Source organism: Rhodoferax sp. TS-BS-61-7 (assembly GCF_002943465.1).
Classification (GTDB): domain Bacteria; phylum Pseudomonadota; class Gammaproteobacteria; order Burkholderiales; family Burkholderiaceae_C; genus Allorhodoferax.
In genome coordinates, this window is sequence record NZ_PTQY01000002.1 from 229,108 (window position 1) to 252,992 (window position 23,885).

The 23,885-nt window shown below is 57.1% G+C and carries 28 protein-coding genes; 16 read left to right on the plus strand and 12 right to left on the minus strand.

Features of this window, described 5'->3' with window-relative positions; all coding sequences use genetic code 11:
• Nucleotides 1–69: 69 nt before the first annotated feature.
• The 5 genes from C5F53_RS06915 (at nucleotide 70) to C5F53_RS06935 (ending at nucleotide 3,724) form a co-directional block, all read left to right on the plus strand.
• Entirely contained in the window at nucleotides 70–957 is an 888-nt protein-coding gene (locus C5F53_RS06915) for a hypothetical protein (RefSeq protein WP_105260631.1), read from the plus strand.
• Nucleotides 958–990: 33 nt separating this feature from the next.
• Nucleotides 991–2,106: a saccharopine dehydrogenase family protein gene (locus tag C5F53_RS06920; RefSeq protein ID WP_105260632.1), complete on the plus strand. Its 1,116-nt coding sequence runs from the start codon at nucleotides 991–993 to the stop codon at nucleotides 2,104–2,106.
• Nucleotides 2,107–2,132: 26 nt separating this feature from the next.
• Nucleotides 2,133–2,648, plus strand: a complete 516-nt coding sequence (locus C5F53_RS06925; RefSeq protein WP_370446714.1) for a DUF4166 domain-containing protein — start codon at nucleotides 2,133–2,135, stop codon at nucleotides 2,646–2,648.
• Nucleotides 2,645–3,034 (plus strand): thiol-disulfide oxidoreductase DCC family protein, encoded by a 390-nt coding sequence (locus tag C5F53_RS06930; RefSeq protein ID WP_105260633.1) that lies wholly within the window; start codon nucleotides 2,645–2,647, stop codon nucleotides 3,032–3,034. The genes C5F53_RS06925 and C5F53_RS06930 overlap by 4 nt, the downstream gene beginning before the upstream one ends.
• Before the next feature lie 162 nt (nucleotides 3,035–3,196).
• Nucleotides 3,197–3,724, plus strand: a complete 528-nt coding sequence (locus C5F53_RS06935) for a hypothetical protein (protein ID WP_146097318.1) — start codon at nucleotides 3,197–3,199, stop codon at nucleotides 3,722–3,724.
• A gap of 20 nt (nucleotides 3,725–3,744) precedes the next feature.
• Here the strand turns inward: C5F53_RS06935 and C5F53_RS06940 are convergent, their stop codons facing one another.
• Genes C5F53_RS06940 through C5F53_RS06950 form a run of 3 tightly spaced genes read right to left on the minus strand, consistent with a single transcriptional unit; the run spans nucleotide 3,745 to nucleotide 5,990 of the window.
• Nucleotides 3,745–4,980, minus strand: a complete 1,236-nt coding sequence (locus tag C5F53_RS06940; protein WP_105260635.1) for an IS1595 family transposase — start codon at nucleotides 4,978–4,980, stop codon at nucleotides 3,745–3,747.
• 3 nt (nucleotides 4,981–4,983) lie between these two features.
• On the minus strand, nucleotides 4,984–5,691 hold the full coding sequence (locus tag C5F53_RS06945) for a hypothetical protein (RefSeq protein WP_105260636.1): 708 nt from the start codon (nucleotides 5,689–5,691) through the stop codon (nucleotides 4,984–4,986).
• On the minus strand, nucleotides 5,688–5,990 hold the full coding sequence (locus C5F53_RS06950) for a hypothetical protein (protein ID WP_105260637.1): 303 nt from the start codon (nucleotides 5,988–5,990) through the stop codon (nucleotides 5,688–5,690). The genes C5F53_RS06945 and C5F53_RS06950 overlap by 4 nt, the downstream gene beginning before the upstream one ends.
• A 135-nt stretch (nucleotides 5,991–6,125) precedes the next feature.
• On the opposite strand from C5F53_RS06950, the gene C5F53_RS06955 reads away from it, so the two are divergent.
• A complete protein-coding gene (locus C5F53_RS06955; RefSeq protein WP_105260638.1) occupies nucleotides 6,126–6,404 on the plus strand; it encodes a DUF6471 domain-containing protein in 279 nt (92 codons plus the stop codon).
• Nucleotides 6,405–6,433: 29 nt separating this feature from the next.
• Here C5F53_RS06955 and C5F53_RS06960 read toward each other — a convergent pair whose 3' ends face one another.
• From C5F53_RS06960 to C5F53_RS06990, 7 genes are all read right to left on the minus strand, one after another.
• Nucleotides 6,434–6,724 carry a hypothetical protein gene (locus C5F53_RS06960; RefSeq protein WP_105260639.1) on the minus strand — a complete coding sequence of 97 codons (291 nt, stop codon included), beginning with the start codon at nucleotides 6,722–6,724 and terminating at the stop codon, nucleotides 6,434–6,436.
• Nucleotides 6,721–7,041: a hypothetical protein gene (locus C5F53_RS06965; RefSeq protein ID WP_105260640.1), complete on the minus strand. Its 321-nt coding sequence runs from the start codon at nucleotides 7,039–7,041 to the stop codon at nucleotides 6,721–6,723. The genes C5F53_RS06960 and C5F53_RS06965 overlap by 4 nt, the downstream gene beginning before the upstream one ends.
• Nucleotides 7,028–7,402, minus strand: a complete 375-nt coding sequence (locus C5F53_RS06970; RefSeq protein ID WP_105260641.1) for a hypothetical protein — start codon at nucleotides 7,400–7,402, stop codon at nucleotides 7,028–7,030. Before C5F53_RS06970 ends, C5F53_RS06965 begins: the two co-directional genes overlap by 14 nt.
• On the minus strand, nucleotides 7,390–7,902 hold the full coding sequence (locus C5F53_RS06975) for an HAD domain-containing protein (RefSeq protein WP_105260642.1): 513 nt from the start codon (nucleotides 7,900–7,902) through the stop codon (nucleotides 7,390–7,392). Before C5F53_RS06975 ends, C5F53_RS06970 begins: the two co-directional genes overlap by 13 nt.
• Complete coding sequence (locus C5F53_RS06980; RefSeq protein ID WP_105260643.1) at nucleotides 7,899–8,252, minus strand: hypothetical protein; 354 nt, start codon at nucleotides 8,250–8,252, stop codon at nucleotides 7,899–7,901. Before C5F53_RS06980 ends, C5F53_RS06975 begins: the two co-directional genes overlap by 4 nt.
• Nucleotides 8,253–8,374: 122 nt before the next feature.
• Nucleotides 8,375–8,950 (minus strand): LexA family transcriptional regulator, encoded by a 576-nt coding sequence (locus C5F53_RS06985; RefSeq protein WP_105260644.1) that lies wholly within the window; start codon nucleotides 8,948–8,950, stop codon nucleotides 8,375–8,377.
• Nucleotides 8,951–9,116: 166 nt separating this feature from the next.
• Complete coding sequence (locus C5F53_RS06990) at nucleotides 9,117–10,310, minus strand: hypothetical protein (RefSeq protein ID WP_146097319.1); 1,194 nt, start codon at nucleotides 10,308–10,310, stop codon at nucleotides 9,117–9,119.
• 94 nt (nucleotides 10,311–10,404) lie between these two features.
• On the opposite strand from C5F53_RS06990, the gene C5F53_RS06995 reads away from it, so the two are divergent.
• The 5 genes from C5F53_RS06995 (at nucleotide 10,405) to C5F53_RS07015 (ending at nucleotide 15,798) form a co-directional block, all read left to right on the plus strand.
• Nucleotides 10,405–11,268: an OST-HTH/LOTUS domain-containing protein gene (locus tag C5F53_RS06995; protein ID WP_105260646.1), complete on the plus strand. Its 864-nt coding sequence runs from the start codon at nucleotides 10,405–10,407 to the stop codon at nucleotides 11,266–11,268.
• 81 nt (nucleotides 11,269–11,349) lie between these two features.
• Nucleotides 11,350–11,754: a hypothetical protein gene (locus C5F53_RS07000; protein WP_105260647.1), complete on the plus strand. Its 405-nt coding sequence runs from the start codon at nucleotides 11,350–11,352 to the stop codon at nucleotides 11,752–11,754.
• A gap of 166 nt (nucleotides 11,755–11,920) precedes the next feature.
• Nucleotides 11,921–13,435 carry a hypothetical protein gene (locus tag C5F53_RS07005; RefSeq protein ID WP_105260964.1) on the plus strand — a complete coding sequence of 505 codons (1,515 nt, stop codon included), beginning with the start codon at nucleotides 11,921–11,923 and terminating at the stop codon, nucleotides 13,433–13,435.
• A gap of 175 nt (nucleotides 13,436–13,610) precedes the next feature.
• Nucleotides 13,611–14,576, plus strand: a complete 966-nt coding sequence (locus C5F53_RS07010) for a HEPN domain-containing protein (protein ID WP_146097320.1) — start codon at nucleotides 13,611–13,613, stop codon at nucleotides 14,574–14,576.
• Between the two features lie 61 nt (nucleotides 14,577–14,637).
• Nucleotides 14,638–15,798: an HNH endonuclease signature motif containing protein gene (locus tag C5F53_RS07015; RefSeq protein WP_105260649.1), complete on the plus strand. Its 1,161-nt coding sequence runs from the start codon at nucleotides 14,638–14,640 to the stop codon at nucleotides 15,796–15,798.
• A 15-nt stretch (nucleotides 15,799–15,813) separates the two neighbouring features.
• Here the strand turns inward: C5F53_RS07015 and C5F53_RS07020 are convergent, their stop codons facing one another.
• Nucleotides 15,814–16,269, minus strand: a complete 456-nt coding sequence (locus C5F53_RS07020; RefSeq protein WP_105260650.1) for a hypothetical protein — start codon at nucleotides 16,267–16,269, stop codon at nucleotides 15,814–15,816.
• Nucleotides 16,270–16,647: 378 nt separating this feature from the next.
• Nucleotides 16,648–17,190, minus strand: coding sequence for a phasin family protein (locus C5F53_RS07025; protein WP_105260965.1), 543 nt, complete (start codon nucleotides 17,188–17,190; stop codon nucleotides 16,648–16,650).
• A gap of 229 nt (nucleotides 17,191–17,419) precedes the next feature.
• On the opposite strand from C5F53_RS07025, the gene C5F53_RS07030 reads away from it, so the two are divergent.
• From C5F53_RS07030 to C5F53_RS07050, 5 genes are all read left to right on the plus strand, one after another.
• The gene (locus C5F53_RS07030; protein WP_105260651.1) at nucleotides 17,420–17,860 is read left to right on the plus strand and encodes a thioesterase family protein; all 441 of its coding nucleotides are present in this window, start codon (nucleotides 17,420–17,422) and stop codon (nucleotides 17,858–17,860) included.
• A complete protein-coding gene (locus C5F53_RS07035) occupies nucleotides 17,857–18,552 on the plus strand; it encodes a nitroreductase (protein ID WP_105260652.1) in 696 nt (231 codons plus the stop codon). Before C5F53_RS07030 ends, C5F53_RS07035 begins: the two co-directional genes overlap by 4 nt.
• A 106-nt stretch (nucleotides 18,553–18,658) precedes the next feature.
• Nucleotides 18,659–19,867, plus strand: a complete 1,209-nt coding sequence (pncB, locus tag C5F53_RS07040) for a nicotinate phosphoribosyltransferase (protein WP_105260653.1) — start codon at nucleotides 18,659–18,661, stop codon at nucleotides 19,865–19,867.
• A gap of 40 nt (nucleotides 19,868–19,907) precedes the next feature.
• Nucleotides 19,908–20,912, plus strand: coding sequence for a D-glycerate dehydrogenase (locus C5F53_RS07045; RefSeq protein WP_105260654.1), 1,005 nt, complete (start codon nucleotides 19,908–19,910; stop codon nucleotides 20,910–20,912).
• The gene (locus C5F53_RS07050; protein ID WP_105260655.1) at nucleotides 20,909–23,824 is read left to right on the plus strand and encodes a response regulator; all 2,916 of its coding nucleotides are present in this window, start codon (nucleotides 20,909–20,911) and stop codon (nucleotides 23,822–23,824) included. Before C5F53_RS07045 ends, C5F53_RS07050 begins: the two co-directional genes overlap by 4 nt.
• Nucleotides 23,825–23,885 lie beyond the last annotated feature (61 nt).

Consider the following 23,885-nt stretch of genomic DNA (forward strand, 5'->3'; position numbering starts at 1 on the left):
CAGATTGTTACTAATCTGGGTATAGCGAACGCGTAAGCTAACCGTACTTATCTGAGCCGAGGCCCCTGGATGCAACTGGACAAGTCCCTGTACCCTGACCATGTTCAACCGCAACTTGGAAAATGCTTTGCGGACGAGATGCGAAAGTACCCCTGGTCGGCCAAGCTTGAGCCGCATTACTCGCGGCTTCGGGCCACTGACAATGCCATCCTCGAGGTTCCTGACGGTAGCCATTCGTTTTCAACTGCCCTGTGGAGTACCTGCTACAAGGACATGGCAGGGGCTGTGTTGTGGCACTACACACCAATTGCCGGACTAGCCGGGATTCTCAAGTCTCGGGAGGTTTGGCTGCATTCGCTTATTAAGCGAATGTCCCAAGGTGAACTAACGGACTTTGCTAAGCAATTTGACTACAGTGGGCTTTTGGCCATTGGAGAGGACGGCCAGCGTATTGCAGACACATTCGCTCGGGACTTGTTCTATTTGTCGCTTACGGAGCAGGAAGAACCGGCTGGCATGTGGAAGGATTTCGGAGAGGTTCGCTTGCGTCTCAAAATTGTGCCTGTGCAACAACGCGCGCAATTGTGGCGAATGAACTACTTGCCGGGGGGTAATCCCATACCCATTCTTAAACAGTTCGCTCAGGCACGCTTTAATCGCCACTTTGTTCCGTGGCAAGTTTCTCGAAATGGCGCATTCTTTCTCGACTCATACCACTCGCAGGAAGCGGAGGTTCGGCTCTTGGTCAAGCGATTCGACCAGACAACGGACTTGGTCGTGAAGCAGTCACAAAGGCACGAAGCTGTCGCGATTCCCCTCGGCAAACCAAATTCCCGAGTGTCAATCGATTTAGTGTGTATTGAAGTTGAGACCAAAGAGAGTTTGACAGCGGTCCAGCAACTTCTGGACGCTCATGTTCCCGACTTGAACATCCAATGCACTGTTTGCCCTCTGTGAACTAGTCGTGAACAACAATTCCTAGACTCTGGAATGCAAGAAACAAGAATACTGGTTATAGGGGGTTATGGTTTCTTCGGGCGTAGGCTCGTGGAGCGGTTGTCGCTGCAATCCGACCTCCACATCATCGTGGCTGGCCGTTCAGGCGCAGCCGCAGAGTCCTTGGTAGGAAAGCTCCGCCCGGCAGCAACGTCTCAACTTTCCTTTGCAGTAGTGGATGCGATGCATCAAGCATTCGCGAGCGAGTTCAAGAAATTGAACGTTGCCGTTGTGGTCAACGCTTCCGGACCGTTTCAGGGGGAAGATTACCGCGTGGCTGGGGCTTGCATTGCAGCGGGTGCGCATTACATTGATTTGGCGGATGGTCGAGAGTTTGTGGCAGGCATTGGCACATTGAACTCGGCCGCACTCAAGGCGGGTGTCTTGGTAACCAGTGGCGCCAGCTCGGTACCGGCTCTTTCCAGTGCGGTTGCAGACCATCTTGTCAAAGGACTTCAGTCCGTCAAAACAATCGATGTGGGCATCAGCCCGGGCAACCGCACAGAACGGGGGCTTTCGACAGTGCGGGGCATTCTGAGCTACTGCGGCAAGGAGTTGCCGACATCCGCAGGCAAGCCATTGGTAGGCTGGTTGAATTCGTATCGGCACAGCTATCCGGACCCCGTGGGTTCTCGACTGCACTCCCCCTGCGATGTTCCAGACTTGGCGCTCCTTCCTGCTCGATACGCAGGTCACCCAGAAGTGCGATTTGGAGCGGGGCTAGAGCTAGAGTTCTTGCACCGGGGTATGAACCTAATGGCCTGGATGGCTCGACATGGCCAGGTCAAGAATTGGTCGGCTCACGCTCAATGGCTTAAGCGCGCTGCTGACCTTGTCCAGACCTGGGGAACGGATGCTGGAGCCATGCACGTCGCCGTTTCTGGCATTGCGCCGGAAGGTCGCACCGTTTCAAGAGAGTGGCAATTGGTTGCCACGCACGGCGACGGACCCTATGTGCCCACTCTGGCCGCCTCTGCGCTTGTTCGCAAACTCCACTTGGGAGGCCCAGCCCTTGCCGGTGCCATGCCCTGTGTCGGGCTATTGACGCTAGAAGACTTCGCTCGTGAAATGCAGGGCCTCAAAATCACAACATCGGAGACGGCTCAGTGAGTACCGCGTCGATGTATCGCTCAGTCATGGGGGACGCGTTTAATCGCTTGGCCACCCCTGTTCAGCAATTTCACAGCTTTGAAGGCCTCCAAGAGTTTCACGGGGAGGTCCAGGTGGCAGAGCCAGCATCAGTGCTTGCCAAACTGTTAGCCATCTTCTTAGGCGCCCCTTTGAAGGCATCCCAGGGACCTATTCGTTTTGAGCTCTTGGCAGCGCCGAGTACCGAGACCTGGACCCGGTTCTTCCCAAGTAAAACAATGCGGTCTACTTTGACGAAATCGGGTAACCGCATCACTGAGCGACTTGGTGCGTCCCGCCTTACCTTTGAGCTTATGGAAGTAGCGGGAGCTCTGGAGATGCGGTTGGAGAAGTTGCACTTCCTTGGAATCCCTTGTCCCAGCTGGCTGATGCCAAGAGTGACGGCCCGGGAGACAGGTGGAGTCCATACGCTAAATTTTCACATACAAGCTTCAGTTCCCGTCATCGGCATGGTCGCGAGCTACACGGGGTATCTGAACATTCCTCAAGAGGCTTCTGAATGATTGTCGTGTTCGACGCCAAGTGCCTGCTTTGCAACGGTTGGGTTCAGTTTTTACTGAAGCACGACCGCAAGGGCGTATTCCAGTTCGCGTCCATACAGGGTACGGCTGGGCAAGAGCTGCTTGCCAAGGCAGGCTTGCAAGTGGAAGGTCTGCAGACTCTGCTGCTTGTGGATGGTCCGAACACTTGGCAGCACACATCTGCCATTTTTCGCGTGTTAGGTGGGCTCGGGTGGCCGTGGAAAGCGGCTTGGCTAGGTTGGCTAGTGCCAGCGCCTTTGCGAGATGCAATGTACCGCTGGATTGCGCGCAATCGATATTGGCTCTTTGGCAGGTCAGAAGTTTGTCTTATGCCACCCGCGGACTTCAAGGCTCGATTCTTGAATTGACCAATATGCCAGTTGAGTCAACTGGCGTATTTGTAGCTAGGTAGCACGCAAAGAGCATGCGTTGGTTGGAGGCGGCAATGAGCAGTTCGGTGAGCATAGGTATGCCCAACAATGCAGCGCTATACCCATTAATTACATACAACCTAATCCCCGAATATTCGTATGCCACGCAGCGCGCAAGTCATTCAAAATTTAACCAGCCTATTTGCATCTCAAAACAAAGTATTGACGGTGGCCCAGGGCACGGTCCTTTACAGAGGAACCTGGTTGGCTCCAGGCAGGAAATTTCCAGATGGAAGCTGGTTTACTCCCATTTTCGACAAGGCGGTTCAATATGTTGGACATACCAAATATGGTCTAACGCCAAACCAGCTTGAGTCCTCTATTCCTTTCATTTTTAAAACCCAAGTACGGCGTGAGGCTACGTTTATTGTTCTAGAGCAAAGCCATATTGCTGCTTTTGAGAGGGCGTACCACCCGAGAGCCTGGCAGCACGAATGGCTGCCAGAAGATATCGGAAAGGCAATTGCAATGCTGCCCGATAGCGAAGGTGTTGTTGGCTTCTATCGACCTGTAACAGAAGAGTATTTCTTTTACGACCCGAGCGCGGAAATTGACTTGGTAGGTAAGTGGGAAGGTATGGAGGCATTGACTGAGCTTGCTCGGGTTCAACCGGCAGAGTTTGAGTAGGCCACCGAATTGACAGGCAGTCACCTCGGCACCGGCGCCACCCATCCCTTAGGCCGTCCTCTGGCCTTTGCTGGCTTATTCCCTTCAAGCAGCAACTCCTCCAAGCGGTGCTTCCCCTGCGTGTATCCGCACCAGGACTGAGACGGCCCCACAAACATCACCACTCGCAAAAGGTTGTGCAGCTTCTCCCCCGTGGGCATCCTGCGCGTGTCTTCCCGCCAAGCTTGCTCTGAAGCGTATTCATGCAGGTACTTGTTCGAGGGGTTCAGGTACATGCCCTCAACCGCGCGGCGCATGCGCCTGTTGAAGCTCTCCGCCTGGTTGTTGTTCGTTCCTTTGCCATCGCTGTAGGCCTCCGAGTGACTGATGCTCTTGTGTTCCTTGAATATGCGCCCGAAGGCATCGTATGACCCGTCCTCATCGCTCAGGACGACAGACTCGGCAGAGGCAAACCGGGTGGCCAGTGTCGTGGCGGTATGACTGGATTCCGTGATGGCAATGCCAACGCGAGTTGCAGTCGCACCCTTGCCTTTGCTGACACCACGTTGGCGCATCACCATCACCATGCGCCGGTCGGCAGGTTGCTGGACCTTTTTCCAGAACTTATGAGGGACTGGTGGCCCCACAAAGTCTTTGTCGGGCTTCAACAGTTCCACCGGCACCGTGGGTGCTCCCTTGTGGCGGCTACCCAAAGGCTTATTGCGCTTCTCCCTGTAACGCCTCCCGTTGGTGTCCATCCCGTCCATCTCTTGGTAACCGGCCAGCACTCCCACGTTGAATCCGCGGGCTATCCCTTCGCGCAGCTTGTGACAGAGCGTGAATATCGTGGGGTAGGTCATGCCCCAGTGCCGGCGGAGCTGCAGGGCAGGAACGCCTGAAGACCCAGGCATCCAGCTGTGGGCAATTTTCAGGACCTTGCTCAACGGGAGCTTCAGGTCCGCGAAGACCGTCTTGGACGTTACCGAAAACGTACTGCCACAGCCTTTGCACTTCCAGCGCAAATCCAATGGCCGCCACAAGTGCGAATCGATGGTCCCGCAGTGTGGGCACGGCATCACCTCTGTCGAGCCCCACACAGCACCTGCCGTAAGCATGATGGCCTCTTTGGGTGACAGGTTCTCCAGGTCGTCGGCACCGAATCCCACTGCCGCCTTGGACATGTGAAAACTAGCCGTACCAGTACGCTTGCGCAGCGGAAACAGTTTGCGCTTTCCATCCGGAGTCGCCGTAGCTTCAGTCGAAGTGGTTTCGGTCATGACTCAACTCTCAATCAAGAAGCGCGTGTACTCTTTCGCCTTGGGCATCGGGTTCAACGGCGTACCTGCCGGCATGCGGTCTTCCAGGTATCGCAGGAACCCAGTCTTCGCAGGCTCTCGCAAAGCCTCAAGATGGAAGTAGTCAAAACCGTCATCCAGCTTGAGCGTTGGCGGCAGCATCAGCTTGGGCATTGGGCCCAGCCGGTCCTGGTCGAACAGCGCCCAGCAGATTGCTCGCAAAAGCAGGTCCGCTGGGTTGAGTTGCTTCTGGCCGTACACGAAGTGCGCCTCTCGGGGGCCAAGGACGTCTTCGGTGAAAGTCGCGGTGTAGTGGCCGCGCCGGCCAGTCTTTTGTGCGATTTCCACGGTGCCAAGCTCCACAGCGCGCTCGGTCAGCGTGGCTTTCTCAATCACGGCGCAAAGCTTCGTGGCGTATGCACAGCGGCGGTCAGGCTCACCCAATGCCGGCGCCTGGTCCGCACGGTACAGAACGCGTGTCAAACCTCTTGCGACCAAATCCCAGAGGCTGGCGGACCAGCGGGGGTAGCTGGCAACACCATCCGGTGGCATTTCTCCCACGCCGCGCAGCGACATGGCGACAAGGTAGTGAGAGAGGTGGCCCTTCTTGGCATAGGCGATGTCCAGGACAGCCAACTGCTTACCGGGATTGCGAGTGGCAAGGTCGCCTGAAAAGATGATGACGCGAATCATTGGACCAGCTCCACTGACCAGGTTTGGGAGTACGCGGCCTTTTCGATGCGCTCGATACCGCTGACACGCAGCTTATTGTCGACGGCCCAGATGACTTGAGCGTCAATCAAGGCTGGAATCAGGTCAAAGCCTGACTCGGAAAGGTGGTCGGTAAGCCGGGCGCACACGATGGTGCGGCTCAATTCGGCATCCCGGCTCTCTGCAATTGACAGTTCCCCGACCACGGGTGGGGTGGTTTCGTGTTCTGGGCGATGGAGGTGGCGCCCCAATTTGCGCAATACCCTGACTTTGACTTTCATGTGATGTCCTAAATATCTAAAAGGTTTTGGTACTAGTTTTCCGTTTAGTCATCAAACAGTCGATTTTTTAAACATGTAACGAATTCGGCACATTGAACTTGCGAGTAGTCCTTTAGGATGTAACGAATTCAGCACATGGCAAACAACCTAAAACGCCGCGCCTTTTACGACGCTCGTGCGAAAGCACTGCTGCGGGAATTGCGGGAGTCCAAGCAAGTCACCTATGCCGACCTGGCCAAGCGATTGGAGGGTTACGGCGGGGTGATGAGCGAGCGCGTCCTCATCAGTCGCTTCACCCGCGGAACGTTTAGCTTGTCCTTTGCACTGATGGTCCTCGACGAGTTGGGCGTGAAGAGCATTGAGGTGCCACATTACGGGGGTACAGGCCAGGGTAAGAAGCCAAAGGGTGAGTAGCGTAAATGGGGGCATGGTGTGTTCCTGTCTCAGTCAAGTCGGTTGATTTTTTGGGAATACAGCGCTTGCGCTGCTGCCAGCTTGTCGTCGACCTCCAGCACGCCATCCACTTCCTTGTCGGTCAGCGTCCACCCGAAAAGCACCAGTTCCAGCTCCGGAAACTTCACCCGGTACTTGGCATAGCACTCCAGCTGCTTGAGCAGCGCATCGACGGTGCTTGGCCACGCATGCAGTGCCGGTGGCTGATTCGCTGCTTCTCTAAGGGCTGCGGCGCCTGCAGCTTCGACGGCTGCACGGCTGGGGCGACGTGGCTTGGTCACAGCAACCGTTCCCGCACCCGGGCAATGCACCAGGTCAGTTCGATGGGCGAGGTGTCCCACCCTTTGGTGCGCACCGCCGCGTCAACCTGTTCCAGCAGTGTTTCCAGAGGCTTTTCAGGTTGTTGGGCCTGCTTGCGCTGGCAGTACGCGACCAACTGCTCCACAAGGTCCGCGCACATCGCATACCGTGCTTCGCGTTCCTCGTCCGAGATGCCTGCAACGTACTGCCCGTCCACCAGTCGCAAGGCAAGCTTCGGCTGCGCGCCACTGAGTGCGGCTGGCCACGGGTTGCGTGGGAAGGATTCAGGCACGTTCATTCGAGCCTCCTGCAATCAATTTCTTGATTTCATTAGTGACGTCAACGACGTCAACCACCTGATTTCGGCTCTTCCAGATGTTCCAGACGTAGCTGGAGTCTGAGCAAAGCCCCGTCCGCTTGCCTACGAGCTGGTAGACCCTGCCACTTGCAGTCATGCCTTTGCACGTCACCGCGTCAAACGCAACCATGGGGCTGCTCGCACGACCTTCACGTCCGCGAAGGTTGGTGCCCACAAAATGCCGCGTTCTAACCCCAATATCCGGTACGAGTACCTCAAACACGGACCAGTCATCCAGGCACAGCTGCGGCTCGTCCTCTACGGGGGCAATGACCCACACTCCGCCGGTCATTTCGAACATAGCTGCTCCAGTGCGGCCTTGAGTCGCTCAAGCACTTCAGGGTGGCTGATGCCGTCCTTGTCATGTGTCTGGATGAATTTGCCGGCACTCTCAGGCGGCCAGCCCTCGCCGTCGTCATCCAACGCAATCCAACCACGAGGTTTGCGCCGCAGGACGTCCTCCCAGACTTGTTGCCCTCGAGGTAGCTCCATAAACAGGTCTTCATCCATCCGGGAATGGAACGTGGCACCCAGGACGCGTTGGCGCAAACGTGGGCCTAACTGTTTTGCAGACTTGGCGCATCCATAGCGGCGGACCCATGACGTGCTCAAGACGATTCGTACTTGTGGGTACGGCGCAAGCAACGTTTCCAGCAAACCAATGTGCTGGAAAATTTTGTACTGTTCAGGCGCCGACAAGTAGGCGCCGATGCGGGGGTGCCAAAGGACGTTCTCGTGGTGGAGCACGCCGTCAAAATCCAAGTAGAGAAGCAGCAAACCGTTGCCAGAGAGGGGTCTCATACGCTGCCTCCGTCATTGAAGAAGCCCAGGTACTTGGACATACCGAAAGTGATGTCACGTTCTTCGTGAATTTGGTTCAGCCGCTTCCAGCGTACCCACATGCGAGAGCTCTCGAGGTGACGCCCGGATTGACCTACGAGCTGGAACACGCGGCCGCTCGCGGCGGTGCCGATGCCCGTTGATGGGTCAAAGGTGCCGATTGCTGAGCTGACTTGCGGAAGGTCCAGGTCTTCGGCGTAACCGACAAAATGCCGGGTCCAGAGGTTCTCCGGTCCGAACAAAGGGACCTCGTATACCGACCAGTCTGTGAGAGCCACTACGGGCTCATTGGTGTGAATTCTTTCCGTCATATTGTTTGTTTTCAGATTCGTTAGGACGTAGCTCTCCCTGAGCCTTGAAATCTCTCAAGGCCGTGTGAGTGAGACCGGGGGCCGCGGACGGCTAAGGGGTGGGGCTGGAGGTGTTCAGTAGGTCACCTCCGCACGCGTCTTACGACGCTGACTACGACCCCGAGCAGCTCTAAGGAGGCTTTGGGGTGGATGGGCTTGTAGGCCAGGTTGGCGGCTTCAAGGAAGTATTTGCCGTCTGTGTCCAAGCGCAGGGTTTTGACAGTGAGCTCCCCGTCAGCATAGGCCACGACGATGTCGCCGGGCTTGGTGGGGGTGTTGTGCTCCACAGCCAGCAGGTCGCCGTCGAAGATGCCTGCGTCCTTCATGCTGTCGCCTTTGACGCGGTGCAGGGACGTACGATTTGGCTCGTCGATGAGGTAGTCGTCCAGGGTGAGCAGTTCTGGCTCTTCCTGGCTCACAGGCTGGGGTAGGCCGGCACGCACAGGGCCCAGTAATGGGCGGGCAAAGAACTTTTTGCTGGGAGCGATGCGGCCGTCTTGTCGCTGCAGATAGCCGGCCTCCGTCAGGCGGTTGATGAGAGCAAAAACGCTGGATGTTGAGCTCAGGCCCAGCACGTCGCATAGCTTGGCCATCGAGGGAAAGGCGCTGTTGGCCTTCCAATAGCTTCTCAAAGCTGCCAGGTACTTCTCATCATTCATCAGTTTGCTCCATCGAACGTTTGTTCGTTGGATTAACTGTACGCGTATCCAGTATTTTTGCAAATTCTGGGAAAAGTTCCCGAGTAATGTCGCGGGAATTCTGGCTGTTTTGATTGAGGCTGGTTTTTTGCCGTAACGGACTCTCAGATTGCCGCAGAAGCTAGATTCAAAGGTCTTTGGTGCGATTGAGCAAACTTTGCACCCTGAGTTCGACGTCAGCCTCTTGGCTAAGCTTTAAGCGTTTGCATCCACGGAGTAGTTTCTCGGAGGTATATGGGTCTTTTTCAATTTCCTTTGAGTTTTCAGAGGTAGTAATGAGTCCCCATGCGCACGCCCCCACGAAGTCTCCGCGGGACTTGAGAGCGTAGATGTGATTAGTTCGCATCATTAAATTGCCGCCCATTGCGCCCCATTCAGAGTAAGCGTTGGCCAGCGATGGGACGAACGCTGAGCTTCCGAAAAGCTTAGGGGACTCAACGATGTCTGAAATATCGTAGAACATTGAGATATCCGGAGACAGGCTCTTTGCCGCGACATCCAACACTTCGGTCTGTTGAGGCTTTGATAGCCGTTGGCAACTATTGCTTACCGCCGCAACCCATGACTTGTATTTGCCCGTTCCCAAACTGGTAACGGCTGCGTGGCACTCCTTCATTGCAGGTGTAAAGGATTTCGAGTTGAGGGCTAGCTCGGCACTTTCCAACCTCTTTGCCAATGCTTCTTTGCTGATTGTGTTGTATGCGTCCTGGGCGAAAACATAGCCCAATGTGTTTCCAATTGGAGTTGCGGGTTCACTTGCAAATTGAGCTCCCAAGGTCTGCCCCTCCGTGTCCAAGGGGATGAACAGGTCTCCCTCCGTCTTGGGAACTTCGGCACGGTCTAAACAAAGGCTTAAGCAGGTAGAGGGAATCACAGCTGCGAAGTGCCCGTCAGGTGAAAGCCTGATGCCGCAATACCGACCGAAAACACGGTAGCCAATTAGTTCTTTGTTAGTCGGAGATTCGGCAACTTTGAATCCGACCTCCAAGAACTTGTAATTCTCTTGCTGTAAAAAATCATCTCTGAAAGTGTTGTCTTGATACCGGCTCAGCACGTAGTCATCACGATACTTGGTAAGGCCTGGACAAAGGTTTACAACCTTCGGCCAAGCAGCGGTAACGATAGACCGAGATTCACCCTCGAAGTGATGAGAGATTTCTTGCGCTTCGATGCTTATGTCGCGGGCGGAGGCCCGGGAACTCGCCGAATCACTGCAGCCCAAGGACATGCAAAGCGCGACTCCGGTCAAGGCTCCGGCCAAGATTTTTGAGAGTGGAAATACTGACCCAGAAGGTGTCAGCTTGTTTAGGGATGCGGGCATGTGAACAGCTTTCGAATTTGCCCTGTGTAGGTACTCTGCCTTGCTTCACGCGACCTAAAATGATTTCAGAAGTACAAACCTAGGGTGAGAAAAAATGGAAGAACCGCCATACGCTGCGCTGCAGCGGGAAGTTCAACGCAAACTTGGGCGATGCATGATTCGCATCCAGCAGTACGAGCTGTTGCTGAAGGAAATGGTGGCCAAGCGCGAAGTCTCGGGGATTCTCGGCAGCACTCCCGCACAGCTCGCAGAAAGTGCTCCTGACGCAGCCCCCAGAACCATGGGCCAATTGGTGGGCGAACTGACTGGCAAGTACTTCCAGCCCACGCTCCTTGAGTCTGGGGAGACTCCCCCCGAGACTTCGTCCGATGACGACGAACATCCCGCGGGTTGGGCTCGTATCCGGATGAGCGTCTCAATGCCACCGGATGCGCACGCGAAATTGATAGAAGAACTTCAGGAGCTGGTTGACCTGCGCAATGACCTAGTACATCACTTTGTCGAAGGGCAAGACCTCGTTACGGAGGAAGGCTGTATTGCCGCCGACATGTATCTTCATGACTGTTACGAGGAAATTGACCGTCACCTGGTTTCACTGCGAGGTTGGGCTGCGTCTTCGAACGAAGCAATGCGCTCCATGGCCGCGTTTATGGAGAGTCCTGAATACAAAGCGTTTTTGATGGCAGAGTTTTCGCCATCAGTTTCCCAACGGGAAGCGGCGCTACCTGCCCTTGTTGAACTCCTGCGCCGTGCTGAAGCGGACGTTGCAAAAGACGGGTGGACTTCTCAGACTGACGCCATAGCCTTCATCAAAAAGGTGGCACCTGAAGAGACCCCGAGGAAGTACACCTTTGGTAGCTGGCGCCATGTGCTGCGTGACGCTGGCGCCTTTGAAGTTCGCAGGGCGCCGGTGAGCCCTGGCGGGCCCATGGAGTCTTGGTATCGGTCCAAGAGCTAGTGTCGAATGCAAGCATCGTCTGAGTGGGTTCGGCTCCTTGACTAAACACACTACGTATACAACGAAATTCAGGGAAAGCACATGGCTTACAACAAACGTAGATATCGAAAACGCAATAGCGTTACTTTGAGTTCAACAATTGGGGACCTTGGAGCAATTGCAAACTGGTTTGGTCCGAAGGGTGCGCTCATAACAGGCGTCGCAGGATTCATCCTGCTTTACTTTGTCATTCCGGGCTTAATCCAAGATTGGATTGACTACAACAAGGCCAAGATGACCGGCCAATTGGCAGCCCCGATGGGGAAGCTTTTGGATGACGCAGTCCTCCGCCGCTTCATACGTCCCAGCGAATGGGCGGGAATCGCAACACTGATTCTTTGCAGCGTAATTTCAATTTGGAAGGCCGTCACCAATTCAGGATTGGATTCGACAGAGCAAAAGGAAGCTAGCTTTTGGAGTCGGCTGTTGGCGCGCTTCCTGGATTGATAGCTGCCGGACAACCTGCTATATTTGCGGCGGGTTCCTAGCACCTGCCATACGCGTCCAGCAATGGATATGACGAAGCTGGGATGAAAGCCGTAGGCATTCCCATCATGTTTCCTTCATGGGCGGCCCGCAATGCGTATACCGGATAAGCGCCCAAGGAGCAAACATGGACATCCAGCAAGTGAAGTTGCTGGCAGGTCGCATTCGCGGTCTGCTGGAGCAATCAAACATTCCCCTTAATCACAGCCAGTCGTTGGATATATCCGCGGCAATTATCGGGCTGCGCAATTGGCCCGAAGTAATGGCTTTTCCGGACCGCGTGGAACTCGCCGAGTTGGATATGGCTTCCGCCGGCAGGTTGGCTCACCGGCTCAAAAGTCGCTTTTCGCTTGAGTTGAGCGCGGAGGTCATTTTGGACTTCCTGCGCCCACCTACCGAATACAAACCGGCACACGCCCCGCAGATATGGCCGACGGGAGCCCCTCCTGGCGTCTATGTCACAACATCCAACTCTGCGATATTGGCATTGCTTGAGCAATACGAAGAAGCCACTGATGGGGCTTTGCTTTACGCAGAGCGCGCTGGAAACCATTTTGAGGGCAGTATCGATTTGGGTGAAGACGGCCTGTGGTCGTCGGGGCTCCACCGCGTACCTAGCGGTACTTTGCTGGTAATTGGTCCCATAGACCTGAATCAACAATCTTGGGAAAGCAATGCCCAACGAGTGGGAATGGCCTGTTTGCGTGCGTTGGACTCAGAACACCGCGTTGCGATATTGGTTAACACGCCGGCTCCCGAGTTGATGTACAAGGACCTGCAGTTGATGGCGGATTCCGAAGGGGATGACTATTCGAGCGGTTTGGTGGGCGTTGTCACGGAAGATGGTGTGCTTGAAGCCCGGAATCCTTTTGTGACGCCGCTCCCAACTCCGGTCATGGTTCCCAGTAACGCGTCAACGGATGCTGTCCCCTCCGCAGCGTTACCCCTTTTCCAGCAGGCGCTGGCTCAGCGAAAAACGGGTTTCTTAGTTGTTGGGTCGGACGTACTTGAGGACCATCGTGCAATTGACCTTGTCACTGCGATGTTGCCATTGACGGAATTTGCAGGTCCCGCAGCGCGGGTATTGGGTCGTAAGCGGAGTACTCCCGCAAAAGACATGCTGGTCCCTGACGCCGTCAAAGTTTTGCCGATGATGTCTTCGATTGAAAGCGCGTATGCCAATGGGTATCGCCGAATGCTGGTGCAACCTGGATACACGGACGCAGAGGTTTTGTTGAAATACAGCAATGAAGTTCTCTTCATTGTCGGAGCGTATGGCATGGACGTGGAGCAGGTGTTTATGGAGCTTGAGCGGGCCAATGGCCGCTCCAGTACCCAAGCCGTCGCAAGCAACCTCATTGCAGCTTTTGGGGAAGGACACGTTCAGGCGCGAAGCAAAGAATTTTCCCTGATTGATATGTACCTGCCTCCTGATGTCGAGCTATCCGAGTCCGCCGGATTTTCGGAGGTATATGAGTTCTTGAGGGAACACCGGGTTTTGCGCTGGGAAGACCAGCTTGAAAAGTTGCTCGATGCCAAGACTGTCACGGTTGGGCAAGTTAAGAAGTCACTGGACCGCCAAAGGGCAGTCCAAGAGTTCCTCTTGAGCTACGGTAAGAAGGCGGTAGCTCAATCGGCCTGAGTTCCCAAGTTAAGTAGGGAGGGGGAGTCGGGATTTGGCCCCGATTCCCGCCTTGTCGTCGAGCTGTCGTGTTCTTTTTTGGTCGAAAAATAACACTTGCATCATCAACAATTGCCTAGTTTGGAATAAACCTTGCGCCTAAACAGGTGGTAACTTTCAACTTTTGGATTTAGGCATGGCAGGAAACATTAAATTTACATGGCCTCGATACCCTACAAACCCTCAGGAATTCAATGCCTTAATGCAGGCGGTCGATGCAGTATTGGACGACGAGGGAGTAAAGCCCTTTCAGCGCCCGATGCACTTAAGCAGAAAATTTTGGGAGGCGTTTGGCTGGAGTGGCCCGCTATTTCCAGCAAAGGAATTTGGGCAACTTCCGGGGTATGAGGGAAGTTCGTTGGTGATAAAGGCCCAGGACTGGTACGTCCTAACATACGGTGAAAAGTTGAAGCAGGGCGGAACCTACGGCTACGCGCCTGTAAAACTTGGGCGAGCAATTTGGCGTGTTCGTGCGGGGGTGGTATTTGGACAAGTGAGTCTGTTCATTGACCGCAATTTGACCAATCCGGGAACTACGTCAGGTACGGGGAAGTCTCCCGCAAATTTCAATGTCCTCATGGAAGTGGAAGACCTCACTCAGGGTTTAGTAGATGGTTTGTCTGAACCAGACCTCTTAAACCATTTAGGCTTTCACGTACACGTGCATGAGAATCTGCAATGGTTGGCACAACTGCCGATTACCAAGAAATTTTCTGTAGCTCGCTGGGACTATGACGCATCGACATCTGACCTTCTTGCAGGTCGGTATATCCAATCAATGTGGGGTTCGGAACAAGCGGTTGAGAAGATGATTAAGGGTCTTCTGGAACTAGGGGGGACAGACTTTCCAAAAGGCGGAAAATTTGGTCATGACCTCCCCCATCTTGGTGAGTTACTTAAAAAACATCATGACATTGCGATAAGTACCTCTCACCTGGAAACCGCTTCCTGCTCTCCCAAAGTGCGATACAACGAGGAACCAGCTACGGAGAAACTGGCGCTAGCTGCAAATCATGCAGTGCTCTGGGTTATGGACGAGCTTCGCAAAAACCCAAAGACACCCGGCCTTCTGAACTTGGCAAGTACTCAATCAGGAATCTGAGTATTCGGCTGTTGCCAAACCATCAAACTGGCTGCAAACTCTCTTACAAGGGAGTGCGCCAGTGGCAACAATATCAAAATTCTTCGAAGGCCTTGGACTACCGTTCAGGAATGTGCGCTGGTCATGGGGTGCACGCAACGATTATCTAATCCTTTTGCGAACCTGGGGCGACGAATACAAATCCAAAGAACGTCAAGTGCTCGTGCTGCGCGAGCCTGCCGGGTACCAGATGCGGGAGTCGTATGGGTTGGATGAACGCATTCGATATCTGAAAGACATGTGGGACGGGGGAACTGCTGCCTACACCGTGATGGCCAATGTTGTAGATGCATCTGCAAGTCCCCGGGTTATCAAGGACTTTCGTGACGATGTTGTCTTTTCCATCAAGAGACTTGAAGCCAGAGCTGATGGCGCTATTCTGGCTGTGCTTGATGAATTGGTTCCAGTTGCAAACCTATTAGAACACTCCAAGACCTTCCGCACAGCACCTGCAGAAGGACCGTTCCCAGTACAAGATGTCTTCCAAACTGGGCTCTCCACGGCCTCGTACAAAGAGAAAATTCCGGCAATGCGTAACTGGCTTATCGAAGTTAGCCATCGCAAGGGATACGTTACGTACGGCGAATTGATGGAGAACTTTGGGATAACGTTCTTCCCCCTGACTGCTGCCATGGGCCAATTAGGCCACGCTTGTAAGAGTGCAAACGAACCTATCATCACCGCATTAATCGTTGATAAAGACAGCTTGCACTGCTCTAACGGATTCGAGGCTGAATTTGGAATCGAAGATGACCAGGCTGAGCGTGAACGGTGCTATGCCCACTGGTCGCCGCAGGCGGCGGTCCCGACATCGGTGAGCTCTGTGCGGACAACACTTGCGCCCAAGGAAACCCCCTTCGAAGCATTGACGAGGCGATTCGTGGAAGTTGAGGTGCGTCCGCATCAGACCTCATTCCGAATTTCTGTATTCAAAGCGTGTGGAGGTAAGTGCGTCGTCAGCGGCTGCGATGTTCCAGAGGCGCTGGAGGCAGCACACCTGTCGGGGCGGAATTGGCGGGAGGGCCAGAACCAGGCAACTGACGGGGTCTTGCTGCGACGGGACCTGCATGCGTTGTATGACCGGGGTCTGCTGGTCCTGACAGAAGACGGGGGCGTGCAATTGGACTCAAAAGTTCTTGGGCACTACGGACACCTTCTGGGCGTAGCGGAGATACCGGCCTGACCGTTCACTTTCGGGCTACTTCATATTGATTGCGATTGCTAAGCGAATCAGCTTCTCCCGCAACTTTGCATCCGCGGAGCCCATCGCTGTGAAAGCAGCCAAGAGCTTGGTCACTGGCATGCCGCCTGCCTGCTTGGCCAAGCTTTCGAGGTCCTTGGCAGTTTGAATGGGCAATCGCAGACTGCGGTGAGTAACTTTGCGCTTCTTAGCGCTGACACGCTGTTGCCGCACGGCACTCAGCATCTTGATTCGACCTTTGTCGGTTAGGTTCACCGTCACCCAATCTTTAAACACCAACGCCCTGATTTCCGGGTAGCACGTGGAAAGTCGCTCCGTTAATTGAAGAAGCGATTGTTTTGCCGCGGCCGGATTTAGGTGGAAGGAGTCAGTGGAGCGTTCTAAAGCACGTTTTAGATAAACGAGGGCAGGCTCAATACCTTCGGGCTTTAGGGTCGCAATTGGTCGGGCCATAAGGGATTATCGTGAGGTTCATCACGTTAATCAAGGGCCAGAGAATTTGTGCAGTTACCGTGATGTAACTCACGTTAATTGGCGAAGAGCGTTTTGGGTCGTCTAATTTTCTTTTTTGTGGAGTAAAAAAGCCCGGAAACCCGCATGAACATTGGGTTTGGGTCATCAGCGCGATAACACCCGGCGGGGCCAAAAAAAAGGCCCCGTTTTGCAACGAGGCCTTGAAGGGATCCCTGAACCTGAAGGTTTCGAAAGGACCCGAGGAGACAACCGGTGGAAACAAACTTTGTTTCCGATGACTGAATTATCTCAGGGTTTTCCCTTGGTAGCTAGGGAAAAGGCTCAAATTTTTGAAAAAACTTGAAGCCCTTGCCTGAATTAACGCTTTTTGGCAGCAGCCTTGGTGGCGTTGGTCGCAGTGGCGGCCACGGCGTTGAAGTTGGCTTCGGCCACATCCGTCGCTTGCTTCACAGCCTTTTGCACAGATTCCAGAGCGTTGTTGGCAGCGGCCACCGAGCTCTTCAGGATCGCCACAGCGGCTTCGGAGCCGGCAGGTGCGTTCTTGGCAGCGCTATCAACCAGACCAGCAAATTTCTTCTGGGCTTCAGCGGCTTGACCTTCGACTGTCTTGGTCAGCTCGGCGCTGGCGCCGGAAGCGATGTCGTACAGGTGGCGGCTGTAAGCAGCTGTCTTTTCAGCCAAAGGCTGGAGCAGGCTGGATTGCAGGGCCAACAGTTCCTGGGCGTCTTTCACGCTCAGGATGGACTGGGTGTGGCCAGCGACTTCGGACAGGGCAGCCTTGGAAGCAGTCAGGTTCAGTTCAACGATTTTTTCCACGCCTTCGAAGGCCTTGTTGGTCAGGCCAAACAGGGTTTCGATGTTGGCTTTGTGGGAAGCGATTACTTGTTCAACGGTCAGCATGTTCATTCTCCAGTAGTTAAGGTGAAAATCACTATCTGCTCCGTAACCTGGCCCCTTGGCTCTGTTTATGTTGCAGTGCAGCATGGGTCGAATTGTAGCGATGCTGCGGTGCAATGCAAGCACTTTTTGTTGCAGTGCAACAATTTAGATGCGAAGGCCTAGTTCGGCACTTTTTCACGCCTTTGTCACCGCGGGCAACTAGGCCGCCCTGCGCTGGCAGAATGGACCCATGGACCACGCTCCCGCCAAACCCCACGCCGAACCGCGCAGCGCCTACAAGGTGTTCCGCCCCATCTCCACCCGCTGGTCCGACAACGATGTGTATGGCCATGTGAACAACGTCGTCTACTACAGCTGGTTCGATACCGCGGTGAACGCCTACCTGATCGAGCAGGGCGTGTTGGATATCCACGGGGGCAGCACGATTGGCTTGGTGGTGGAGACGCAATGCAACTACTTTGCTTCGCTGGCTTTTCCGCAGGCGGTGCAGGCCGGCATCCGTGTGGCCAAGTTGGGAACGTCGAGCGTGCGGTATGAGGTCGGCATTTTTGGCGAAGGCGAATTGACTGCCGCCAAGGGCCACTTTGTGCATGTGTATGTAGACCAGATCACCCGCAAACCGGTGGCGCTGCCGCCAGCCCTTAAAAAAGTACTGGAGACCCTTGTATGACCGCTTCTGTGGTGGACGACGCCATTAGCTCCCGCATGTCGGTGCGGGCCTTTACCGGGCAGTCGGTGGCGCGTACTGATATGGAGGCGATCTTGCAGGTGGCCAGCCGGGCGCCCAGTGGTACCAATTGCCAGCCCTGGAAGGTCTATGTGCTGCAGGGCGACAGCCGTACGGGGCTGGTGGACAAAGTGTGCGCCGCGCACGATGCCATCCGCGCCAACCCAGCGCTGGCGGCCGAGTACCAAGAAGAGTATGACTACTACCCGGGCCAGTGGGTCAGCCCCTATATCGACCGGCGCCGCGAGAACGGCTGGGGCCTGTACGGCCTGCTGGGCATTGGCAAGGCCGACAAGGACAAGATGCACGCCCAGCACCAGCGCAACTTCCGCTTCTTTGACGCGCCGGTGGGCCTGATGTTCACCGTGGACAAGGTCATGGGCCGCGGCTCGCTGGTGGATTACGGCGCGTTTTTGCAGAGCATCATGGTGGCGGCGCGGGGCCGTGGCCTGCATACCTGTCCGCAGGCGGCGTGGAACGGCTTTGCCAAAATCATCCTGCCACACATCGGGGCGGGGGAGGGCGAGATGCTGGTGTGTGGCATGTCCCTGGGTTACGCGGATGTGCAGGCGCCCGTGAACGGCTTTCACACCCCCCGCGTGCCGGTGGCCGAATTCACCCATTGGCTGGACTGAGGCCGAAAATTTATAAGAAATAGGGCTCTAGCCCACGTAGATGCTGCGCAAGCAGCTATTGAAAACATAGCAAAAAAGGTGCCGCAGCGGCACCACCTGTCACACCATGATCATCGCCAGCCTTCTGGACACCGACCTGTACAAGTTCACCATGATGCAGGTGGTGTTGCACCAGTTTCCTGGCGCCCAGGTGGAGTACCGCTTCAAGTGCCGCAACCCCGGGGTGAACCTGGCGGCCCATGCCGATGACATCCGGCAAGAAATTCGCAGTCTCTGCAGCCTGCGTTTTCAGGATGAGGAGCTGGCCTACCTGCGCTCGCTGCGCTTTATCAAAAGCGACTTTGTGGACTTTCTGGGCCTGTTCAAGCTCAACGAGAAATACATCACGGTCACGCCGCTGCCCACGGGCGAGCTGGAGATCGTGATTGAGGGGCCGTGGCTGCACACCATCCTGTTCGAGATCCCGGTGTTGGCCATCGTCAACGAGGTGTACTTTCGCAACACCCAGCCGACGCCGAATCTGGACGAAGGCCGCCGGCGCCTGGACACCAAGATTGCCGAGCTGCGTGTGGCGGGCTTGGGCGACCTCAAGATTGCCGACTACGGCACACGGCGCCGTTTTTCGCGCGCCTGGCACGAAGAGGTGCTGCGTGTGTTGGCCGCCAAGCTGGGCACGGTACGCAGCCCGGGCCAGGCAGGTGCTGCGCCGGGGCAGTTGGCCGGCACCAGCAATGTGCTGCAAGCCATGCGCATGGGCCTGCTGCCGCTGGGCACCATGGCGCACGAGTACCTGCAGGCCTCGCAGGCGCTGGGGCCACGCCTGCGCGACAGCCAGATTTTTGCTTTCGAGTCATGGGCGCGCGAGTACCGCGGTGACCTGGGCATTGCGCTCAGCGACGTGTATGGCATGAACGCGTTTCTGCGCGACTTTGACATGTACTTCTGCAAGCTATTTGACGGCGCCCGCCACGACAGCGGCGACCCCTTCCACTGGGGCGAACGCATGTTGGAGCACTACCAGCGCAACCGCGTGAACCCGCGCACCAAAACGCTGATCTTCAGTGATGGCTTGACGGTGCCGCGCACCATTGAGCTCTACCAGCAGTTCCGTGGGCGCTGCCAGCTGGCATTTGGCATTGGCACCAACCTCACCAATGACCTGGGTTACGAGCCCTTGCAAATAGTCATCAAGATGGTGCGCTGCAACGGCCAACCGGTGGCCAAGTTGTCGGATACTCCTTCCAAGAATATGTGCGATGACGAGAAGTACCTGGCCTACCTGCGCCAGGTTTTCCAGATCACATCGCCCGCCTGATTGCCAACTGCTGTCCAGCGCCTTTTTCCAGGGAACCCGCATGTCTATTTCTGCCGCCAAGCCACGCATTCTTGTGGCCCGCGCCCTCTTTCCGGAGGTGTTGGACTTCTTGTCCCAGCACTTCGACGTAGAGTCCAACCAGGCCGACGCCGCCTGGAGTGCGGAGCAACTGATCGACAAGCTGCAAGGCAAGGTGGGCGTGCTGAGCACGGGCGGCGAGCGCATCAGCGCCGCGCTGCTGGCGGCCTGCCCGCAGCTGCGCATCTGCGCCAACATGGCGGTGGGCTTTAACAACTTTGACCTGGACGCCATGACGGCCGCGGGCGTGCAGGGCACCAATGCGCCCGACGTGTTGACCGAAACCACCGCCGACTTTGGTTTTGCCCTGCTGATGGCCACCGCTCGGCGCGTGACCGAGAGCGAACACTACCTGCGCGCCGGCCACTGGACACGCTGGAGCTACGACATGTTTTGCGGCTCCGACATCCATAGCGCCACGCTGGGCATCATCGGCATGGGCCGTATTGGCCAGGCGATTGCGCGGCGTGGTGCTTTGGGCTTTGGCATGCAGGTGATCTATCACAACCGCAGCCGTCTGGACGCCGCCACCGAGGCCGCCTGTGGCGCCCGTTATGTGGACAAAACCACGCTGTTGCAGACTGCCGACCACGTGCTGCTGGTGGTGCCATATTCGACCGCCTCGCACCACACCATCGGTGCGGCCGAACTGGCCCAGATGAAACCCACGGCCACACTGATCAACATCGCCCGCGGCGGCATTGTGGACGATGCGGCCCTGGCCGTGGCCCTGCGTGAACGGCGCATTGCCGCGGCAGGGCTGGACGTGTTTGAAGGTGAACCCAAAGTCCACCCCGACCTGCTGACTGTTTCCAATGTGGTGCTCACGCCGCACATTGCCAGCGCCACGCTGCGCACACGCCGCGCCATGGCGCAACTGGCGGCGGACAACCTGGTCGACTTTCTGGTGCATGGCAAGGTGCGCACCCCTATCAACACGCCACAGCCCGTGGCCCGCAGCACATGAAGTGGTGGCCGCAGACCGGTGCCGATAGCGGCGCGGGCGGCGCTCCTTCGGCAGACGGCATGGTGGGCATTGGTGCGGTAGCCCGCGGCTTCAACGCCAGTATTTTTGTGGTCTGTGGCCTGGTCATCGTGGCGGCCTACGCGCTGGGCCTGTTCACCGATGGGCTCAACATGCTCAACATGGTGCTGCTGGTGTGTCTGGCGGCGCTGGTGCAGGTGTTCCTGATCCAGGGCTGGGTGCGCTCCAGCTCGGCGGTGGTGCTGGTGCTGCTGTTTGTGGGGGTGTTTTCCAGCATGCTGCGCTTTGGCTCGGTCAGCATTGCGCAGGCCGCACTGGCCGGCATTCCGCTGATCTACTGCGTCATCATTCTGGGCGAGCGTGCCGGCTTTTTGCTGCTGCTGCTTTCCGTGGCCGCCAGTGCCTGGATCACCTGGGCCCAGGTGTCGGGCAGTTTGCAGCCTTCGGCGCCCACCGTGCCGCAGGCCCAGTGGGCGATTCTGGCCACCGGCTTTATCGTGGCCTACCGCATGGCGGTGCTGATCAAACGCCACCTGCTGGACGCCTCCCAGCGCATCAACGCGGCGCAGAAAATGCTGCTCGACGAGCGCGATGCCAGCAATGCGCGCGTGCTCAAGGCCCTGTCGGAGCTGGAGCGACAGCGTTATGTGATTGACCAGCACGCCATCGTCACCATCATGGATCTGGGCGGCCACCTGACCTACGGCAACCAGAGGTTTGTGGAGATCAGTGGGTACGCGCCCCAGGAGTTTTTGGGCAAGAGTTACCGCATGATGGACTCGGGCCAGCACGATGACAGGTTTTACACCGACCTGATCCACACCATTTCGCAAGGCAAGGTGTGGCGCTCCGAACTGAGCAACCGCGCCAAGGACGGCACCCTGTACTGGCTGGACACCACGGTGGCCGCCTTTATGCACACCGACGGCACGCCGCGTGAGTACATCACGGTCAGCACCGACATCACCCAGCGCCGCCAAGCCGAGCAGTCGGCGCTGGCGGCCAGCCAGGCCAAGTCGCAGTTTTTGGCCAATATGAGCCACGAGATCCGCACGCCCATGAACGGCGTGGTGGGCATGGTGGACCTGTTGCGTGCCACCGAACTCACACGTGAGCAGCGCCGCATGGTGGGCACCATCCACGATTCCTCGATTGCGCTGCTGCAAATCCTCAACGACATCCTGGACTTCTCCAAGATCGAGGCCGACAAGCTGGAGGTGGAGGCCATGCCCACCCACCTGCGCGAGCTGGTGGAAGGTGTGGCCCAGCTCATGGTCACCATCTCGGCGGGCAAGGACATTGACCTCTCGGTGCTGGTCGACCCCGACCTGCCGGCCTGGGTCTGGGTGGACCCCACACGCCTGCGCCAGGTGCTGTACAACCTGGTCGGCAACGCCCTCAAGTTCACGCTGGGCCGGGCCGAGCGGCGTGGCAATGTGCGCCTGTACGTGCGCGCCGCGCAGCAGACGCAGGGTGTGCCCATGCTGGAGCTCAGTGTGATGGACAACGGCATTGGCATGGCGCCCGAGTTGGTGGAGCGCCTGTTTGAAGCCTTTACCCAGGCTGACGTGAGCACAGCGCGCCAGTTTGGCGGCACCGGGCTGGGCCTCACTATCAGCCGTCGCCTAGTGGAAATGATGCACGGCCGTATCCTGGTGCACAGCACCTTGGGCGAGGGCTCCATCTTCACCGTGTTGCTGCCGCTGCAAGTGGCCACGGTGGGCGGCGATGTGGTGCCGGGCGTGCGCCTGGACGGCACCCAGGTGCTGCTGGTGACGGATGACCCAGACTGTGCGCAGAACCTGCCGGGCCACCTGCGCCTGGCTGGCGCCCAGGTGCAAACCGTGCACACGTTGGACCAGGCCACACCCTGGATGGCGGTAGTGCAGGGGCAGGCAGTGTTGCTGCTCGATGTGGAGGCCGCGTGGGACGAATCGGTGGACGCCTGGGCCCAGGCTGTGCCGGGCCGCGGCGTGGTGCGCCTGGTGCGGCAAAACCAGAGCAGCCTGCCAGGCCGATCGGTCACCGTGTGTGCCCGGCCCATGCTGCAGCAGGAGCTGCTGCGGGGTATTGCGCTGGCCTGCGGGCGTCTGTCGGTGCCCGCGGTGGTGCCACGGCCCGCTGCCGCGCCGCAGCCCAGCCCGACACCGCCGTCGGTGGAGGCCGCGCGCGACGCCGGCCGCCTGATCTTGTTGGTGGAAGACAACGAGACCAACCGCGAAGTGATGCAGGAGCAACTGCGCATCTTGGGCTATGCCGCAGAAGCCGCTGCGGATGGCGCCACTGCGCTCACCATGTGGCGCACCGGCCGCTACGGACTGATGCTGACTGACTGCCACATGCCGCACATGGACGGCTTTGCGCTGACCGACGCCATCCGCCAGGCGGAAGACCCGCAGGAGCACATGCCCATCGTGGCGGTAACGGCCAATGCCATGGACGGTGAGTTGCAGCACTGCCTGGAGCGCGGCATGGACGACTACCTGACCAAGCCCCTGCGCCTGAGCGAGCTAGGCGCCATGCTGGCCAAATGGCTGCCGCGCAACAGCGCGCCGCATGCGCCACCGCCGCAGTGGGACAGCCAAGCCCTGAGCCGCATGGTGGGCGACGACCCGACCATGCACCGCCGCCTGCTGGACCGCTTTGTCACCACCACGTCGGCACAAATGGGTGAATTGGAGGTGCTGCGGGCCGCGCACGATCTCAAGGGCCTGGCGGCGGTGGGGCACAGGCTCAAATCGTCGTCTCACACGGTGGGCGCTATGCAGCTGGGTGCGCTGTGCCAGGACCTGGAGACTCTGGCCCGCCAGGGCAAAGCCGAGGAGGCCCTGGCGCTGGTGCCGGCCATCCAGCAGGCATTTATCGGGGTGGAGCCGATGCTGCGCGGGGCGTAGTTTGCTATAAATTCAGGAGCTGCTTGCGCAGACTCCATAAGGGCTAGAGTGCTTTTTTATT